Origin of the sequence: Dysgonomonas sp. PF1-14 (assembly GCF_029892965.1) — a bacterium.
Taxonomy (GTDB): domain Bacteria; phylum Bacteroidota; class Bacteroidia; order Bacteroidales; family Dysgonomonadaceae; genus Dysgonomonas.
Genome location: NZ_JARXWN010000019.1, coordinates 47,612 through 65,515, shown reverse-complemented (window position 1 = coordinate 65,515; position 17,904 = coordinate 47,612). Strand labels below are relative to the sequence as shown.

Below are 17,904 nucleotides of genomic sequence, written 5' to 3'. Positions count from 1 at the left end.
GCCTACTTAACTTTGCCTGTACACTTAGGTGAGTTAAGCGGGGACGCCCGCAGGTATTCATGTTTAATCAGGTTATTGTATGAAAGAATTTATTTTGACGACTCCCGAACAATTGGACGAGATTGTTCAGAATGCTATCAAGAAAGTCCTTCCTGATAAAAAGAAAGACAAGCCCCCAAAGATACCGGACACCTATTCGGTAGAACAAGCCCTGTCCTTCCTCTTAGAAAACGGCTACAAGCTGAGTAAATCGAAGCTGTATAAGATGACGGCGGACAAGCTCTTACCATTCCGTTATTTCGGGCGCAGGATTATCTTCTCGCGCCATGAACTGCTGAAATGGGTAGAACAACAAACCGTTGCGTCTTCCAATAAGAATGAAACACTTTTAGCCATAGCCGAAAGTGCACGGAAGAAATCACGCAAATAAGTATAAGCCTTTAAAACATATTTTGCTATGTCGAAGAAAATTAATAATACAAAAGAATCGGAACAATTCAATATTGAGGATTTCATAGGAAATAAGAAATCTAAGGTAAGTGAACAATCCCAACCGGATGCACCGAGTGAGCCCAATGATGAAGAAGCAGGTGCGGAGAATACTATTGCCACTGAACCTATCGAGGACAATCTGCCAAGTCAGCCGACTAAGAAGCCGCTATCCAGCAAACAGCGTAGAGCCAATCTATTGGACTACCAGCAGACCTTTCTGTCCGTCCCCAAGATAAGCGACCGCAAAACAGTCTTTATCAGCAATGAGCTTCGGGAACGTATAGTCAGCATAGTCCGTCGGTTCGGCACTGAGAAGTCGAGTGTTTCGGGCTTTATCGAAAATTTGGTTATCCACCATTTGGAAGAGTACAGCGAAGACATCGAGAATTGGAAAAAGCTGTAAAAAGCAATGAGTACACTTTGCTGAGTATGTAGACCTTCGGGTATATAAAGCACCCTTTTGCGATGTCAGCGGAGCGAGGTTATGTTTTCATTGCATGAAAACCCTCGCTTTGGCGATAAGCCAAAGGAAAAATTGCTCCCGTTGGTCGGCAATTTTGAGGAAAGAATAGGATATAGAAACTGCTATTGTTATAAGCGATTGAATCAGAATAAATCAGATAATAAGAAGAAAGGAGGACGCCCTAAAAAGAGTTCTACCGTTCGGAAGAGCAAGACCATCGGCGTCTGCTTTTCCGAGCCGGAGCTCTATGCGATAAAGCACCGGGCTAAACAGGCAAATCTCCCGGTAAGTATCTATTGTCATGACGCGATTCTGAACGCTGAGGTAAAAGAACCTATCAAAAAAGAAGATATGGAAATGCTGAAAGGACTGGCGAATATGGGAAATAATCTCAATCAATTTGTGAAGACCGCACGCTTTGCAAATATGGAAAAACTCGAAAATGCAGCAGTAGATATACTTCAAGACATTAAAAACATCATAAAAAAACTGTCCGATGATTGGAAAAATAGTAAAAGGAAAAAGCTTTAAAGGATGTATCTCTTATGTGTTAAATCCAAAAGATGCAGAACTGCTGTTGAGTGAAGGGGTACTGACAACCGACACAAAATCCATTACCAACAGCTTTTATATGCAAAGCCTGATGAACCCGAATCTGGCGAAGTGCGTAGGACATATTTCTCTTAGTTATTCCAAAGAGGACACAAGTCTATTAACTAATAAAATGATGGTACAATTAGCAAAGGAATATATGCAGGCTATGAAAATAGAGAATACACAGTTTATAGTTATCCGGCATAACAATACGGATAATCCGCATTGCCATATCGTATTTAATCGGATAGATAACGAAGGAAAAACCATATCCGACAAAAACGACCGTTACCGGAACGAGAAAATCTGTAAACAAATCAAAGATAAATACAGGCTAACTTACGGGCAAGGAAAAGACCGAACTAATATCCAAAAGCTAAAGGGAGCGGAGCAAACCAAGTATGAAATCTACAAGGCCATCAAAACATCTTTGTCTATGGCAAGGAATTGGCAACAATTCGAGCATATTCTGAATATACAGGGAATAAGCATTGCCTATAAGCACAAAGGGCAGACCAATGAGATACAGGGTATATCTTTCAAGAAAGGCCAACATTCCTTCAAAGGCTCGGATGTAGACAGAAGTTTCAGCTATTCGAAGTTGAATAACCAACTAATCGAAAAGAACAGGCTGGACAACAACAGCCAATCGGCAAGGCAGGTACAGCCCGAACAGAAAGGGGCTTCTATTGTGGAATCGGTTATAGACGGTCTGGCGGGCGCATCGTTTATTGAGACGGGAAGTGGAGAGGACTTCCAGGAAAATGCGTTCAGGGAGCGAATGGAGTACGAAGAACAGAAGCGCAAGAAAAAGAAGAAGCGCAGGGGGGGCGGATTATAAGATTCTAAAAATGAAAAATATAAACTTATAAAATTTAAAGCATAACAACATGGCAAAATCAGTATTAAACGAATCTATTTGGGAGAAAATCTCTGAAATAGACGGGAAAATAAATAAAGTATTGGGTAATCTATCTTCTGTAAAGAATGAAGATATTATCGCTGCTATCGAGGAATACGCTGAATCTAATAAATCGCATTTTGCGACGAATCGCAAAGAAATGGATATTCTGAACAAAGGTGTGTCAGAAATAAAGGAAATGATTGAGAATATACAAGCCCCACCCTTAAATCCGACAGATTCGGGTTTTATGAAAGCGAGGAAAGCATATCTAATATTTGCCATACTCGGTATATTGATATTTATCCTTACCATATTCAGCATGAAATTGTACAGTGATTCCCTTATCTATCAGAATAACTATTACAGGCAAAGCACAATTGTCAGAGAGTTGCAGACGGAGAATGATAGTCTGAAAGTTAAGATTGTTTCGGTGGTAGATAAGAGAAAAAGGAAATAGTGTGAGTGTTGTTTCGCTCTTTCATCTTCTATACAAAGATATATTCCGATCCAAAACATAAGACCAAGCGTTGTTTCGCTGCAAAAATCTTCCTTCTTGTACCTCGAAGCGTATTTTTGCCGAAAGTCTTGCTTATTTGGCTCAATATATAAAAGGTGTATATCAGATGTAAGATAGAAAATAAGCTTTTGCGAGACTGTTAAAGTAATTTCTTAAATATTTGGTATCTTTGCTTTATTATATTTTAACACCAATGGGAGATACCTTATGATTAGAGAAGCCCAAATAGAAGAACAATTTATAAAAAAGCTCAAAGAGCTCAAATATACCTATCGCGAAGATATTCGTGATAAAAAAACTCTTGATAAAAATTTCCGCGAGAAATTTGAAGCTCTTAATCGGGTAAATTTGACGGAGAGTGAATTTGAACGCCTTAAAGCAGACATTATAAACCCTGATGTTTTTGCCGCTTCAAAACTACTACGTACTCGAAATTACTTTCAACGTGAAGATGGCACCCCCTTACATTATACTTTGGTAAATATCAAAGACTGGTGTAAAAATGAATATGAAGTAATTAACCAGTTGAAAATTAATACGGACAACAGCAACCAGAGATATGATGTCATAATCCTAATCAATGGGATTCCCGTTGTTCAAGTGGAACTAAAGACATTAGAGGTTCAGCCACGTAAAGCCATGCAGCAAATTGTTGATTATAAGAATGAACCTGGCAATGGCTATACAAATTCATTGATGTGTTTTATGCAGTTGTTTATTGTAAGCAATAGAAGCAACACCCTTTACTTTGCCAACAACAAGATTCAGCACTTTAGTTTCGATGCAGATGAACAGTTCCTGCCTGTTTATCAATACGCTGATGAACAAAATAAAAAAATCACACATATAGATTCTTTCGCTGAGAAATTCCTTCCCAAATGCACATTGGGAGAATTAATTAGCAAATACATGGTTCTTATCGAAAGTGAGCAAAAACTGTTGATAATGCGTCCATATCAAATTTATGCTGTAAAAGCTATTGTGGACTGTATTCACCAAAATAGAGGAAACGGCTATATCTGGCACACTACCGGAAGTGGTAAAACTCTAACTTCTTTCAAAGCTTCTACGCTGTTAAAAGACAATCCTGATATTGAAAAATGTCTTTTTGTAGTTGACCGCAAAGACTTGGATAGACAAACCCGTGAAGAGTTCAATAAATTTCAAGAAGGTAGCGTAGAGGAAAATACAAATACCGAAACGCTTGTAAGACGATTGCTTTCTACTGATTATGCCGATAAGGTAATCGTTACTACTATTCAGAAGTTAGGATTGGCATTAGACGAAAATAACAGGAGGAATTATAAAGAACGATTAGAGCCTTTGAGTAAAAAGAGAGTCGTTTTCATTTTTGACGAATGCCACCGTTCACAGTTTGGAGATAATCATAGAGCGATTAAAGAGTTCTTTCCGAATGCACAGCTCTTCGGATTTACCGGCACCCCTATTTTTGATGACAATGCTACCTATAATATCCGTGAAGGCGAACAGGCTTCTTACAAAACCACCGATGATATTTTCGAAAAACAATTGCACGCTTATACTATAACACATGCAATAGATGATAAAAATGTATTGCGTTTCCATGTCGATTATTTCAAAGGGCAAGGTAATGTTCAGGCCAAACCCGGAGAAGCGATTGCTCAACAAGCCGTGGTTGAAGCTATTCTTGACAAGCACAATGCTGCCACCAGTTCAAAACGTTTTAATGCTGTTTTGGCAACCGCTTCCATCAATAATGCAATAGAATATTACCGTCTCTTCAAAGAAATTCAGATACAGAAGAAAACTGAAAATCCGAATTATGTTCCAGTCAATATAGCTTGTGTTTTCTCTCCTCCTGCTGAAGGGAATAAGGATATTCAACAAATTCAAGAAGACTTAGAACAAGAAAAAGAAGACAATAAGCATAACCCAGATGAGAAGAAAGCAGCATTAAAAACTATCATTAATGATTATAATCGGCAATACAAAACAAATCACAGCATTAATGAATTTGATTTGTATTATCAAGACGTACAAAAGCGTATAAAAGACCACAAATATAGCAATGCTGATTATCCGCATGAGAACAAAATCGACATAACAATTGTGGTTGATATGCTGCTCACAGGCTTTGACTCCAAATATCTCAATACACTCTATGTGGATAAAAACTTGAAATATCATGGATTAATACAAGCCTTTTCTCGTACTAACCGTGTACTTAACGATACCAAACCGTATGGGAATATCTTAGACTTCCGCCACCAACAGGAAGCTGTGAATACGGCTATTGCTCTATTCTCCGGAGAAAAAGATGATGATGAAGCACGAAAAATATGGTTAGTTGATTCTGCCCCGGTAGTAATAGAAAAATACAAAGAAGCAGTAGCTAAGTTAGGTGATTTTATGGAGAAAAACGATTTGGTCTGTGAACCTGATGCTGTCTATAATCTGAAAGGAGATGCGGCTCGTATAGCATTTGTCAAAAATTTCAAAGAGGTACAGCGATTAAAAACCCAGCTTGATCAATATACAGATATAGATGAGGATCAGCAAGCCCAAATTGAGGCAATACTACCAGAAGAAACTTTGCGCTCATTCAGGAGTTCTTATATAGAAACGGCTAAACAATTCAGAGAAATACAACAAAAAGAAGGCGATCAAGCTCCAGTTGAAGTACAACAACTTGATTTCGAGTTTGTCCTTTTTGCTTCTGCTTTAATCGATTATGATTACATTATGGAATTGATAGCAGATAGTACCCAAAAGAAACCTACTAAACAAAAAATGACAAAATTGCAGATAATCAGTTTGCTTACTTCTAGTTCAAATTTGATGGATGAGCAAGAAGATCTAACTGATTATATCAACAGTTTGGACTGGGATAGTGGTCAGGATGTGAATATGCTGCGAGAAGGTTATGAAACGTTCAAGATAGAAAAAAATAACAAAGAATTAGTGACCATAGCCCATAAACACGGGATCCCAGTAGTGATGTTAAAGAGTTTCACGGATCAGATAACTAACCGAATGATTTTTGATGGAGAAAAACTAACAGATTTGTTAGAGCCGTTGGAATTAAGCTGGAAAGAACGACGGGTAAAAGAACTTGCCTTGATGGAAGACTTAGTTCCCCACCTAAAAAAACAAGTTCAAGGACGTGAAATATCAGGCTTAGCAGCTTATGGGTAATCAAGTTAAAATACACAATTTTAAAACTTTGTCGCACCTTGTAACTAGATTGCGCGATGATCTGAACAATTCGGATTTTGTACTGCTATATGCCTATAATGGAACTGGAAAAACCCGAATCTCGATGGCATTCAAAGATAAAGGCAGACAGCGAGGTAATTCCGATACACTTTATTTCAATGCTTTTACTGAAGACCTTTTTAGTTGGGATAACGATTTGGACAATGATACAGAACGGATTCTCAAAATAAATACGAAATCAAATTTCTTCAATGGTTTTAGAGAGCTGGCTTTGGAAGAAAAGATTTTTGCTTACTTGGAACGGTATGTTGAGTTTGATTTTAAAATTGATTATGAAAAATGGGAAGTCGTATTCAGTAAAGAGGTAAAGAACCCCAAATACAGACCAAATAAAGAAGAACCAGAGTATGTTATTCAGAATAATATTAAAATATCTCGTGGAGAAGAGAATATATTCATATGGTGCATTTTTCTTGCAATTTGTGAGTTAACTATTGACAACGCTGAAGCCTATAATTGGGTTAAATACATTTATATAGATGACCCAATATCCTCTTTAGATGATAATAATGCAATTGCTGTGGCAAGCGATTTAGCAAAAGTATTAAAGAGAGGAGCAGGCAGATTAAAAGTCGTTCTTTCTTCTCATCACAATCTGTTTTTTAATGTAATGTGCAACGAATTGAAGAAGTATAACCATAAGCGTTACTTTTTACACAAGAATGGAACTGATGGGCACACCTTACGAGTAACTGATGATACTCCCTTTTTTCACCATGTCGCATTACTGAGCGAGTTAAAACAAGCGGCAGATTCTAATAATATTAGCACCTATCATTTTAATATGTTACGTAGTATCCTAGAAAAAACAGCAACATTTTTTGGATTTGATGATTTTTCTAAGTGTATTTATGGAGTAAATGATGAAACACTATACGCTCGTGCTTTAAATTTGTTGAGTCATGGGAAATACTCTATATATGAACCGATAGAAATGGGAGCGGATAATAAGGAACTTTTCAAAAATATATTACAAGAGTTTCTTCGAAGATATGATTTTTATTTACCGGAACTACTTGTTAAAGAAGCAAAATAATTATGACAATACAAGATCAAAAGCAATTGGGGAAAACCCTTTGGGATATAGCAGACCAACTACGAGGAGCAATGAATGCGGATGATTTCCGGGATTATATGCTTTCATTTCTTTTTCTTCGCTATTTGTCTGACAACTACGAAGAAGCTGCGAAGAAAGAATTGGGGAAAGATTATCCTCAATTAGAAGATGATGATAAACATACCGCTTTGGGGTTATGGTATAAAGCAAACGAATCCGATGTGCCTGATTTTGAAAAACAAATGCGCCGAAAAGTTCATTATGTTATAAAACCGCAGCATTTGTGGAGTAATATTGCTGAATTGGCTCGCACGCAAAATGACGAACTCTTAGTAACTCTTGAAGAAGGTTTTCGATACATAGAAAACGAGTCTTTTGAAAGTACATTTCAGGGATTGTTTTCCGAAATCAATCTAAACTCCGATAAGTTAGGCAAGACGGCTACAGAAAGGAACAAAAAACTTTGTACCATTATCCAAAAAATAGCAGAAGGTATAGCCTCCTTTTCCACTGATACGGATATATTGGGCGATGCCTACGAATATCTCATCAGCCAATTTGCAGCAGGTTCAGGCAAGAAAGCCGGCGAATTTTATACCCCACAGCAAATATCTACAATCCTTTCTAAAATTGTTATCTTGGATAGTCAAAACCCTGAACTTGGCGAGAAAGGCAAATTGAATAAAGTCTTGGATTTCGCCTGTGGTTCAGGTTCTTTGCTATTAAATGTCCGTCGACAATTAGAAGAAAGTGGAGGTAGTATTGGCAAAATATACGGACAAGAGAAAAATATCACTACCTACAATCTTGCTCGTATGAATATGTTATTACACGGACTGAAAGATACGGAATTTGAAATTCATCATGGAGATACACTGTCAAACGATTGGAACATACTAAACGAAATGAATCCCGCAAAGAAAATGGAATTTGACGGTATCGTCGCCAATCCTCCTTTTAGTTTGCGCTGGGAACCTAATGATACAATAGCCGAAGATTTTCGTTTCAAAAGTCATGGCTTAGCTCCTAAGTCTGCGGCTGATTTCGCATTTCTATTGCATGGTTTTCACTTTCTATCCAACGAAGGAACAATGGCGATTATACTTCCTCACGGAGTTTTATTCCGTAGTGGAGCAGAAGAGCGAATCCGTACTAAGTTTTTGAAAGACAATAATATTGATACTGTAATCGGATTACCTTCTAATTTGTTTTTTTCCACAGGTATTCCAGTCTGTATTTTGGTATTAAAAAAGTGCAAACGGTTCGATGATGTTCTTTTCATAAATGCAAGTGAATGCTATAAAAAAGACAAACGCCAGAATCGTTTACGAGAAGGAGAAGATGGTGCTCCTAATGATATAGAAAAAATTATAGACACATATCAATTTCGCAAAGAAGAAGAACGTTATTCTCGCCGAGTTCCATTGAGTGAAATTGAACAAAATGGCTATAACCTTAATATTTCCCGATATGTCAGTACATTTGTTGAGGAGGAGCCTGTCGACATTCATGCTGTGATGGAGGAAATCAAAGAGCTTGAAGCCAAAAGAGCAGAGTTAGACAAAGAAATAGAAGTGTATTTAAAAGAGTTGGGTTTAGTATTTTAATTTTTTTGCTTTTTACAAATCCTTAATGCGATAGATTAAGAATAAAAATGACTGAGATGACAGAAGAAAAGAAAATAAAGGGCAATTTTCCAAATTTGAGATTTCCGGAGTTTGAGGGGGAGTGGGAAGAGATACGTTTGGATGATTCTTGTGATAAAATAGGGGATGGTATTCACTCTACGCCAAAATATGATGATACAGGAGATTACTTCTTCATTAACGGGAATAATTTTGTAAAAGGTAAAATTATAATTTCAGAGTCAACAAAAAGAATAACTAAAACTGAAGCTGAAAAATACAATGCACATACTTTGGTGGAAAATACTATTCTAATTTCTATAAATGGCACAATAGGAAATCTGGCACTATATAATGGTGAACCTGTCATGTTAGGAAAAAGTGCTTGTTATATAAATCCTCAAAAAACTCAAAACAGGCTATTTACTTTTTATCAATTAAGTACAAATAGAATTAGCAACTATTTTACCTCAGAACTTACTGGATCTACAATTAAGAATCTATCTCTCAAGTCAATAAGAAATACAATACTATATTCGCCTGTTAGCGAAGAACAAGAAGAAATAGGAGAGTTTCTCTCACTCATCGACCAACGTATTGAAACCCAAAGCAAAATAATTGAAGATTTGAAGTTGTTAAAGAGTACGATTGGTGAAAAGTTATTCAACAAGGAACTTTATATCAAAAAAATCTCTAATTGGAAAATGACAAGACTAAGCCATGTATTAACCATTCCTGAGAGAATAAAACCTACATATATAGATAAGAATAAATTGCTTACTGTCAAACTTCATTTGAAAGGTGTCGCCAAGAATGATAATACAGAGACATTATCAATAGGAGCAACAAATTATTATATACGAAAAAAAAGCCAGTTTATTTATGGGAAACAAAATTTGTTCAATGGAGCTTTTGCAATAATTCCAGATGAGTTGGATGGCTATTTGTCTTCTGGAGATGTTCCTTCCTTAGATGTTGATGAAACAAAGATAAATCCATTGTATCTTATGTATTATTTAGGACGAGAATACATTTATAAACAAATAGAAAAGCTGGCTATTGGCTCTGGAAGTAAGCGAGTACACGAATCAACACTATTGAATTTAGAAATACCATTATCTACAATTGAAGAGCAATCTTATATTGTAAAACCTCTTTATACTCTTGACCGAAAGATAACTATTGAAGAAAAAATGCTATCTTGCTTGCTAAAAGAGAAAGCGTACTTTCTCCGAGAAATGTTTATATAAACATTTCTCGGAGAAGATATTTCTTTTGGTTGCATAACAAAATACAAAGAGAACTTTCTACTTCTATTTTACGATCAAATGCAAGTAACAGTCTTGCTATTGAATTCTGTTTCTCAACATCGGGAACAGAAACTTTTATATCTTCTACTTCCGAAATGTAATGACGTTTGTGCTCATTAGATGATAAACTTAGATAAGAAAAATATTCAAACATATATCTCAAATTAATTTCAGGTTTTGGTGTCAAAATTTTTATTGCCGAGGATTTTACCTTAAAAGAGAACTTAACATACTTCATATCCATTGTAAAATCATCAAAAATAATACAATCTCCTTTGTCATAAACTCCATATTGTTCATCAGTATATCCCAAAACAAATGCTTTATTTGCAGTAAGAACTGGAATTAATGTTGGATTTTCTGAATAGTCTACATTCTCAACTATATACTTAGTGGGTTGCTCATGTTCAAGCAAATCTCTAATCTCTAACTTTTTGAAATCTGATTTTCTTATTTTTTCAAATATTTTGTTCCGTATCGTACTCCCAAAGGATAAAGGATCCTTAATTAAAGGGATTATAGATTCTCTTTTCAGGGACAAAGAGAAAGATGTCATGTTAAAAGACTGCCTTACCTGTCATTCATCTGCTCTAACAGAAAGTGAAGTCTTGGCAAACGAAGGTATATATCCAGTTTATGGAGCAGCTGGGATTTTCGCTCATTTCTCTCAACACCATGTAAATGGAGATTCAATTTTAATAATAAAAGATGGATCAAATGTCGGAAAGCTGCAATATGCTTCTGATAAATACTCCGTCATTGGAACTCTAAACTATCTTATGGCAAAAAATAAGATATGCCTGAAGTATATCTACTACTATATGCAAAGTCTTAATTTTGAAAGATATAAAGTTGGGTCTGGGATTCCACACATCTATTTTAAGGATTATGGAAATGAGTTAATATACTGCCCTGAGTTTACGAAACAAGAAAAAATTGCTAATGTTTTATCCTCTATTGACCAGAAAATTCTTGTTGAGAAAAGTATCCTTGCAAATTTCTATAGACAAAAGAACTACCTGCTTCAAAGCCTTTTCATATAAACATTTGTTGAAGTAAATATTCTTTCTGTTTCACAGATGTCTGTAACAAGCATTTTTCAATAATAATTTTCTCTTGTAATAATCTTAGTACTTTCACACTTTTCCTTTGTTCTTCTAATGAAGGGATTTCAATTTTTGCATTCCTAATTTCATTATAGTGTAAATGAATAATTGTACTACCTTTAGCATACTTTGCTAGTTCTTGTTTATATATATAATTAAACAAATAGCTGAGATACTCATTATTGAAATTCTCGTTTATATGAATGCCAAACATATCTCCCCCTAAAATAATGTCTTCTTTAAGAATTGCTGATGGAGATATCAAAGAGTATGCGTCAACGGTCGTAGAGGATGGAAATAATAAATCATTTCTTGAGCTAAGCGTTAATTTACAATTATCTTTTGTTGTTCTACTTTTTACTTCATTGATGACACACCCATATGTGGTAAATAATTCTCCATATAGAATACATTCCTTTCCGTTATCAGATAAATCTCCTTTTGAAAGATTCATTACATTAAAGTATTCTCCTAACTCTTTTATAAAAAAAACATTACGCCTAGATTTTTTAAAATGGAAATCCATAATCCCTTTAATTAGGGACTCATATTTCTCAATTATTTTGTTTTGGGTTTCGATACGCTGATCGATGAGAGATAAAAAAGAGGCTATTTTATTCTGTTCTATTGGTTTTGGAATATATAATCCTATTTCTTTTAGTTGAGGTATTCCCACAACATTTTTTATAGCACCTCCTGCCGATTGAGACAAAAGTTTATTTTGGATCTGAGGTAGTTCTAAAGCAATCTTAATAAATTTATGATTGAAATTCTCTTTGGAGGTTAATTTCAGAAGAGCTTGATTTATTACACCTTTTTTTGATTTCTCTGGTATAATTGCAAACTTTCCCATAGTTCCAGAACAACTCATTATAATATCTTTGGGTTCAACAGAAAATCGCCTTAAACTGTTGAATTTTTCTTCTGAGATATAATATCTAAAAGAATCAAAGTTATTGTGTATTGCATGAGATTGTTCATAAACTGCATAACCGTCATTAATGAAAAACTCTTTTTTGAGAGCACTTCCAAATGGGCCTCTTACGAACTTACAGATTTCTCCGAGTTTTTTCTCTTCCCACTCCCCCTCAAACTCCGGAAATCTCAAATTTGGAAAATTGAGGATATTTGTAACTTAAAACTTTCTGTATGTTCTTTTAATTAAAAATATAAAATCAGAAAATTATGACAGAAAAAGTAAAAATCAGTAGAGTTATCGACCTTTGGAAAAATGACAAAAAGCAGTATGTGAAGAAATCAAGCTATTCCGCATATACGCTTTTGATTGAAAACCATCTATTACCAAGTTTTGGCAACCAATTTAGCGTGGAAGAGTCTGATGTTCAGAAATTTGTACTCATGAAACTGAACGGAGGGTTAAGTCAAAAAACGATTAAAGATATTTTGATTGTCCTGAAAATGATTTTGAAGTTTGGTGTTAAAAACAAACTTATAGAGTATCAGCAATTTGACATCCAATTCCCGACGGAGAGGGAAAAATACGAAATTGAAGTTCTAAGTAAAAGCAATCAAAAGAAAATCATGAATTATGTTCAAGAACATTTTACATTCAAAAACTTAGGAATTTATATCTGTTTAAGTGCTGGTATTCGAATAGGAGAGATTTGTGCATTAACATGGGAAGACATTGATACTGATATGGGGGTTATTAATATTAGAAAAACGATCCAGCGAATTTACATTATTGAAGATGACGATAGGCGGACTGAACTTATCATTGATTCTCCTAAAACAAAAAATTCCATTCGGGACATTCCGATGAGCCGAGATTTGCTAAAGATGCTAAAGCCGATTAAGAAGGTAGTGAATAACTCCTTTTTTCTATTAACAAATGATGCTAAACCAACCGAACCACGAACATACAGAAATTACTATAAAAAGCTAATGAAAGAGTTGGATATGCCAGAGCTTAAATTTCATGGCCTTCGACACAGCTTCGCCACTAGATGCATCGAAAGTAAGTGTGATTACAAAACGGTTAGTGTTATTTTAGGTCACTCTAACATAAGTACCACATTAAACTTATACGTCCATCCAAATATGGAGCAAAAAAAGAAATGTATAGATCAAATGTTTAAAATATTGAGATAAAAAGAAGTGTATATCAGATGTAAAAAGAAGGAAGTATATGAAAACTTGACGAAGGATCCCTGCACTCTCGTGTTTCTTTAGATGCTAAAGTTTCGTATCGAATCCACAAAGTTGCATGCAAATTGCATGTACATATAAAAACAAAAAGAGTTAGATTTTTCGTCTAACTCTTTCTTTTTCAACCGTCGGGATACCAGGATTCGAACCTGGGACCCCCTGCTCCCAAAGCAGGTGCGCTAACCGGACTGCGCTACATCCCGTATTTGCCTAATGCGGTGCAAAGATATTATATTCTTTTATTAATCCAAAATAAAATGAGAGAAATTATACTATTTGGCAGCTATTTGTTTTCAGCAAAGGATTCTGGCAATGTTTTGTCTTTCTGTTAATAACTTTATCTAGTTAATGATGAATAAGTAAGCATACAATATTAAATTTTGTCTATTTTTGCAGCTTAAATATAAAAATCTTGTACGTATGATGAAAAAAGCATTCTTCTCAATCATTCTGTTCATTGCTTCTCTTGCGATGTATTCACAGAATTTGCAGTTACACTTCGATCCTCGACATGCGTTGCATGGTGATCAGCTTTCACAGAAAAATTACTTTACAGCGACATTTGAAATATTTAAACCCGATAAATGGGGGTCTACTTTCATGTTTGTCGACCTCGACTTTAATCAGAGCAGGGGAAATATAGGCACAATGTATCTGGAAATAGCACGTGACATAAAGATTGCTAAATCGCCCATCATGGCGCACTTAGAGTTTAATGGAGGAGTAGGCAAATCAGAGAACTTCGGATTCTCCATTGCCAATGCCTATATGGTAGGGCCATCGTATGCTACAAATATAAAAGGAGTAAACCTAAGCACTTATCTCGTGTATAAGTACAATGCCTTCGAAAAGGTGAGTAACGATGTGCAATGGACTATTATATGGGGTACAAACCTCTTCAACAATAAAGTCACTCTATCCGGATTCCTTGACCTGTGGACTCAGAACAAGAATACCACACACGGAGAAGGTAAAAGCGGCAAGAAAGTCATCTTGCTTACAGAGCCGCAATTCTGGTATAATGTAACAGAGAACCTTTCGTTCGGTACGGAGATAGAAATAAGTAATAACTTCCTGACAGCAGAGAAGAACCGTACATACGTGAACCCAACTATTGCGGCTAAATGGAATTTTTAAGTTTGAACAACAATGAAAAATCTTCTTGAACGCACATTTAAGTTATCAGAGAATAAGACTACAATACGTAAGGAACTTCTAGCTGGTCTGATCACCTTTCTTACCATGTCTTATATACTGATCGTGAACCCAAGCATCCTGTCGGCTACAGGAATGGACAAGGATGCCCTGTTTACAACTACGGCTCTGGCCACTATCTTTGCCACGTTATTGATGGCATTTCTAGCCAAACTACCAATTGCACAAGCGCCCGGCATGGGACTTAACAGCTTCTTTGCATTCTCGGTAGTACTGGGTATGGGCTATTCATGGCAATTTGCCCTGACGGCCGTATTCATCGAAGGTATTATATTTATCCTGCTCACATTCTTCAACATACGTGAACTGATCGTAAAAAGTATTCCTAAGGTACTTAAGGATGCTATACCTGTGGGAATCGGCCTCTTTATCACACTGATAGGACTGAAAGGTGCGGGTATAGTCGTAGCAAACGAAAATACCTTACTGACAATAGGCGACTTCTCCCAACATAGTGTCTGGATTGCATTGCTCGGATTGCTGATAACAGCTGTACTATTTGTGCGCAATGTGAATGGTTCTATTCTTATCGGTATTGTTGTCGCCACCCTGTTCGGTATCATATTGGGAGACGTAAAACTACCTGAAGGAGCAGTGGTAAGTATGCCGCCGTCAATTGCACCTATCTTCGCCAAATTTGAATGGAACCATATATTCACTTTCGATATGTTGATTGTAGTATTCACATTCTTATTTGTGAATTTGTTTGATACAGTAGGCACGCTGATCGGAGTAGTCTCTAAAGCCGGACTTGCAGACGAAGATGGTAACTTCCCACAGATGAAAAAGGCTCTGTTTGCCGATGCTCTGGGCACTACAGTAGGCGCCGTATTGGGAACAAGCACAATCACATCATACGTAGAGAGTGCTTCGGGTGTAGCCTCCGGTGGACGAACAGGTCTGACGGCTGTAAGCACAGCTATGATGTTTGTACTGGCGTTGTTCTTTGCCCCTTTATTCCTGATGGTTCCCGCTGCGGCAACAGCTCCGGCATTGGTTATTGTAGGATTGTTTATGATATCGTCGGTAGCAAAGATCAACTTCAACGATATGAGCGAAGGCTTACCTGCATTCCTTACCATCGTGTTCATGCCGTTTACATACAGTATTGCTGAGGGTATCGTTTTCGGCATGCTGAGTTTCGCATTCATCAAAGTCTGCTCAGGTAAATCGAAAGATGTATCGGTAACCGTTTATGTGATTGCCGTATTGTTCCTGCTAAAGATAATACTGGATGCCTCACACTTGCTCGGACATTAAATATATAATAGCCAGAAGGAAGATGTGTCTGAAAATATTTCTAGTTTCGTTATATTATTCTGACTAGAAGGAAGGGTCTCTTTTGATAGAAGAGACCCTTCGCATTATTTAGAAAACGAAGAAGCTCAAAAGATCTATTGTTATAAAAAACAACCAAGATTGTATGTACACAAACTGTAGTGTAATGAATAATATGTATGACTAGCCATCAACTACCACAAAAATCGAGTTTTCGTTTTTTCAACAGTCGCAGAGAGTATATCATGCGCTTTCTTTACGTCTATATATTAAGTGTCAAACTAATGACAATCTTAAAAGATGAGAAATAAAGAAAGAATCTTCCTCTACTAGCCGTTTTTACCTTATTTACCTTTCTGTCATGAATAGCTACAATGAATATATTCATCGATGGAATGGCTGCCCAACCGGAAAAATCACAAACTGAGAATTTCGAGGTATAGAACAACAGATTAAACTATAAGGAGCAAATAATGAAAATGAATACGACTTTAGTCGAACCTATTTTGGCTAAAGCCTTTCTATGGATACTTTCTTTATTCTCCACTTAAAAGTGGAGGCAACTAAAACTCTGATAACAATATGTATATAATCGTATTGAGTATAAACCCTATTGGTATTATCTGAATAATCGATGCTTGTAGTGGTAAATGACTATTCGTCCTTACAAGTTCTGTAAAACAGATTATTCTACATATAATACAAGTCCTTTAAGATATTCACCTTCCGGATGATAGATATTGATAGGATGATCGGCAGGCTGGCTCAACTGATGCAATATCCTCACCTTTCGCCCCGACATAGCCGCCGCACTGAATACCGCCAGACGGAAAGCCTCTTTGGTAATCACCTGCGAACAGGAAAACGTAAACACGATACCTCCCGAAGCTACTTTATCAAAGGCTACGGCATTGAGACGTTTATATCCTTGTAATGCGTTTCTGATAGCACCTCTGTGTTTGGCAAAGGCAGGCGGATCGAGAACGATAAGGTCATATGCTCCTTTATCTATATTACCTAAAAACTTGAAAGCATCTTCTGCATAAGCTTCGTGCCGTTTATCGTCAGGAAAATTGATCTCTACATTCTTATTGGTCAGCATTACTGCTTTCGATGAGCTGTCTACCGAATGAACCAGTTTGGCCTGTCCACGCATGGCATAGAATGAGAAACCACCTGTATAGCAAAACATATTCAGCACAGAACGGTCTTTAGCATAACGCTCCAGTAAAGCCCTGTTGTCGCGCTGATCGACAAAAAATCCGGTCTTTTGTCCTTTCACCCAGTCAGGGTAAAATTTCAGACCGTTCTCCAATGCTATTTCATTTACATCCATACCTCCGTATAGATATTCATTCTCCGCACCGAGATTGGCCTTAAAGGGCAATGTAGTTTCCGATTTATAGTATATATTTTTCAACGTATCACCCAGCACTACCTTCAATGCCTCGCATACAGCCAGACGATCTTCGTGCATGCCTACCGAATGCGATTGAATGACAGCCGTTTCGCCGTACACATCTATTATCAGTCCGGGCAGATTGTCTCCTTCACCATGAACAAGGCGATACGAATTGTTGGCCGATGTCACCAATCCTATAGATTTTCTCAGTTCAAAGGCAGCCGACAGTCGTTTTTCCCAGAAAGACTGATCTATTGCCTCTTCTTCGAAAGAGAGTACCCGTACTTCGATACTTCCTATCTGAAAATGCCCTACGGCAATAAATTCATCATTGGCAGTATATACGTTAACCACCTCTCCTTCCTCTATACTATCGGTTTTTGGCTGCACTGCTCCCGAAAATACCCAAGGGTGAAAACGCCTTAAAGATTCTTCTTTTTTAGGCTTAAGCTTTATTTTTTTATAATTCATGCCTTTTTAAGTTACGAGTTACGAGTGACAAGTTACAAGCATT

Annotated in this window: 16 protein-coding genes and 1 tRNA gene; 13 read left to right on the top strand and 4 right to left on the bottom strand. The window is 36.6% G+C overall.

The window, feature by feature from the left end:
* Nucleotides 1-79 precede the first annotated feature (79 nt).
* The 9 genes from M2448_RS17810 to M2448_RS17770 all read left to right on the top strand — a co-directional run bounded on the left by M2448_RS17810 (nt 80) and on the right by M2448_RS17770 (nt 10,160).
* On the top strand, nt 80-430 hold the full coding sequence (locus tag M2448_RS17810; RefSeq protein WP_280647490.1) for a helix-turn-helix domain-containing protein: 351 nt from the start codon (nt 80-82) through the stop codon (nt 428-430).
* A gap of 27 nt (nt 431-457) precedes the next feature.
* Nucleotides 458-895 (top strand): DUF3408 domain-containing protein, encoded by a 438-nt coding sequence (locus tag M2448_RS17805; protein ID WP_280647489.1) that lies wholly within the window; start codon nt 458-460, stop codon nt 893-895.
* A gap of 81 nt (nt 896-976) precedes the next feature.
* On the top strand, nt 977-1,486 hold the full coding sequence (locus M2448_RS17800) for a hypothetical protein (RefSeq protein WP_280647488.1): 510 nt from the start codon (nt 977-979) through the stop codon (nt 1,484-1,486).
* Nucleotides 1,452-2,390 carry a relaxase/mobilization nuclease domain-containing protein gene (locus M2448_RS17795; protein WP_280647487.1) on the top strand — a complete coding sequence of 313 codons (939 nt, stop codon included), beginning with the start codon at nt 1,452-1,454 and terminating at the stop codon, nt 2,388-2,390. Before M2448_RS17800 ends, M2448_RS17795 begins: the two co-directional genes overlap by 35 nt.
* Before the next feature lie 49 nt (nt 2,391-2,439).
* Nucleotides 2,440-2,910 (top strand): hypothetical protein, encoded by a 471-nt coding sequence (locus tag M2448_RS17790; RefSeq protein WP_280647486.1) that lies wholly within the window; start codon nt 2,440-2,442, stop codon nt 2,908-2,910.
* Between the two features lie 267 nt (nt 2,911-3,177).
* Nucleotides 3,178-6,147 (top strand): type I restriction endonuclease subunit R, encoded by a 2,970-nt coding sequence (locus M2448_RS17785; RefSeq protein WP_280647485.1) that lies wholly within the window; start codon nt 3,178-3,180, stop codon nt 6,145-6,147.
* A 124-nt stretch (nt 6,148-6,271) separates the two neighbouring features.
* Nucleotides 6,272-7,264, top strand: a complete 993-nt coding sequence (locus tag M2448_RS17780; RefSeq protein WP_280647484.1) for an AAA family ATPase — start codon at nt 6,272-6,274, stop codon at nt 7,262-7,264.
* A gap of 2 nt (nt 7,265-7,266) precedes the next feature.
* Nucleotides 7,267-8,892: a type I restriction-modification system subunit M gene (locus M2448_RS17775; protein WP_280647483.1), complete on the top strand. Its 1,626-nt coding sequence runs from the start codon at nt 7,267-7,269 to the stop codon at nt 8,890-8,892.
* 56 nt (nt 8,893-8,948) lie between these two features.
* On the top strand, nt 8,949-10,160 hold the full coding sequence (locus M2448_RS17770) for a restriction endonuclease subunit S (RefSeq protein ID WP_280647482.1): 1,212 nt from the start codon (nt 8,949-8,951) through the stop codon (nt 10,158-10,160).
* Here the strand turns inward: M2448_RS17770 and M2448_RS17765 are convergent.
* Complete coding sequence (locus tag M2448_RS17765) at nt 10,153-10,776, bottom strand: restriction endonuclease subunit S (protein WP_280697199.1); 624 nt, start codon at nt 10,774-10,776, stop codon at nt 10,153-10,155. The two genes, M2448_RS17770 and M2448_RS17765, sit on opposite strands and share 8 nt — an antisense overlap.
* Between M2448_RS17765 and M2448_RS17760 the strand changes: the two genes are divergently transcribed.
* A complete protein-coding gene (locus tag M2448_RS17760) occupies nt 10,775-11,263 on the top strand; it encodes a restriction endonuclease subunit S (protein WP_280697197.1) in 489 nt (162 codons plus the stop codon). The two genes, M2448_RS17765 and M2448_RS17760, sit on opposite strands and share 2 nt — an antisense overlap.
* Here the strand turns inward: M2448_RS17760 and M2448_RS17755 are convergent.
* Entirely contained in the window at nt 11,256-12,434 is a 1,179-nt protein-coding gene (locus tag M2448_RS17755) for a restriction endonuclease subunit S (protein WP_280697195.1), read from the bottom strand. The two genes, M2448_RS17760 and M2448_RS17755, sit on opposite strands and share 8 nt — an antisense overlap.
* A gap of 77 nt (nt 12,435-12,511) precedes the next feature.
* On the opposite strand from M2448_RS17755, the gene M2448_RS17750 reads away from it, so the two are divergent.
* Nucleotides 12,512-13,438, top strand: a complete 927-nt coding sequence (locus M2448_RS17750; RefSeq protein ID WP_280647479.1) for a site-specific integrase — start codon at nt 12,512-12,514, stop codon at nt 13,436-13,438.
* Nucleotides 13,439-13,623: 185 nt separating this feature from the next.
* Here M2448_RS17750 and M2448_RS17745 read toward each other — a convergent pair.
* Nucleotides 13,624-13,698: transfer RNA gene (locus M2448_RS17745), tRNA-Pro, on the bottom strand.
* Between the two features lie 217 nt (nt 13,699-13,915).
* Between M2448_RS17745 and M2448_RS17740 the strand changes: the two genes are divergently transcribed.
* Together M2448_RS17740 and M2448_RS17735 are read left to right on the top strand one after the other, a co-directional pair.
* The gene (locus M2448_RS17740) at nt 13,916-14,632 is read left to right on the top strand and encodes a DUF5020 family protein (RefSeq protein WP_280647478.1); all 717 of its coding nucleotides are present in this window, start codon (nt 13,916-13,918) and stop codon (nt 14,630-14,632) included.
* Between the two features lie 12 nt (nt 14,633-14,644).
* Entirely contained in the window at nt 14,645-15,970 is a 1,326-nt protein-coding gene (locus M2448_RS17735) for an NCS2 family permease (RefSeq protein ID WP_280647477.1), read from the top strand.
* 703 nt (nt 15,971-16,673) lie between these two features.
* Here the strand turns inward: M2448_RS17735 and M2448_RS17730 are convergent.
* On the bottom strand, nt 16,674-17,861 hold the full coding sequence (locus tag M2448_RS17730; protein ID WP_280647476.1) for a class I SAM-dependent rRNA methyltransferase: 1,188 nt from the start codon (nt 17,859-17,861) through the stop codon (nt 16,674-16,676).
* Nucleotides 17,862-17,904 lie beyond the last annotated feature (43 nt).

Bases quoted from the DNA above. Each gene is read 5' to 3' on its own strand.
- M2448_RS17800 (WP_280647488.1), top strand. From the start codon at position 977: ATGTTTTCATTGCATGAAAACCCTCGCTTTGGCGATAAGCCAAAGGAA.
- M2448_RS17775 (WP_280647483.1), top strand. From the start codon at position 7,267: ATGACAATACAAGATCAAAAGCAATTGGGGAAAACCCTTTGGGATATA.
- M2448_RS17735 (WP_280647477.1), top strand. From the start codon at position 14,645: ATGAAAAATCTTCTTGAACGCACATTTAAGTTATCAGAGAATAAGACT.
- M2448_RS17795 (WP_280647487.1), top strand. From the start codon at position 1,452: ATGATTGGAAAAATAGTAAAAGGAAAAAGCTTTAAAGGATGTATCTCT.
- M2448_RS17810 (WP_280647490.1), top strand. From the start codon at position 80: ATGAAAGAATTTATTTTGACGACTCCCGAACAATTGGACGAGATTGTT.
- M2448_RS17785 (WP_280647485.1), top strand. From the start codon at position 3,178: ATGATTAGAGAAGCCCAAATAGAAGAACAATTTATAAAAAAGCTCAAA.
- M2448_RS17770 (WP_280647482.1), top strand. From the start codon at position 8,949: ATGACAGAAGAAAAGAAAATAAAGGGCAATTTTCCAAATTTGAGATTT.
- M2448_RS17740 (WP_280647478.1), top strand. From the start codon at position 13,916: ATGATGAAAAAAGCATTCTTCTCAATCATTCTGTTCATTGCTTCTCTT.
- M2448_RS17760 (WP_280697197.1), top strand. From the start codon at position 10,775: ATGTTAAAAGACTGCCTTACCTGTCATTCATCTGCTCTAACAGAAAGT.
- M2448_RS17805 (WP_280647489.1), top strand. From the start codon at position 458: ATGTCGAAGAAAATTAATAATACAAAAGAATCGGAACAATTCAATATT.
- M2448_RS17790 (WP_280647486.1), top strand. From the start codon at position 2,440: ATGGCAAAATCAGTATTAAACGAATCTATTTGGGAGAAAATCTCTGAA.
- M2448_RS17780 (WP_280647484.1), top strand. From the start codon at position 6,272: ATGGCATTCAAAGATAAAGGCAGACAGCGAGGTAATTCCGATACACTT.
- M2448_RS17730 (WP_280647476.1), bottom strand. From the start codon at position 17,861: ATGAATTATAAAAAAATAAAGCTTAAGCCTAAAAAAGAAGAATCTTTA.
- M2448_RS17765 (WP_280697199.1), bottom strand. From the start codon at position 10,776: ATGACATCTTTCTCTTTGTCCCTGAAAAGAGAATCTATAATCCCTTTA.
- M2448_RS17750 (WP_280647479.1), top strand. From the start codon at position 12,512: ATGACAGAAAAAGTAAAAATCAGTAGAGTTATCGACCTTTGGAAAAAT.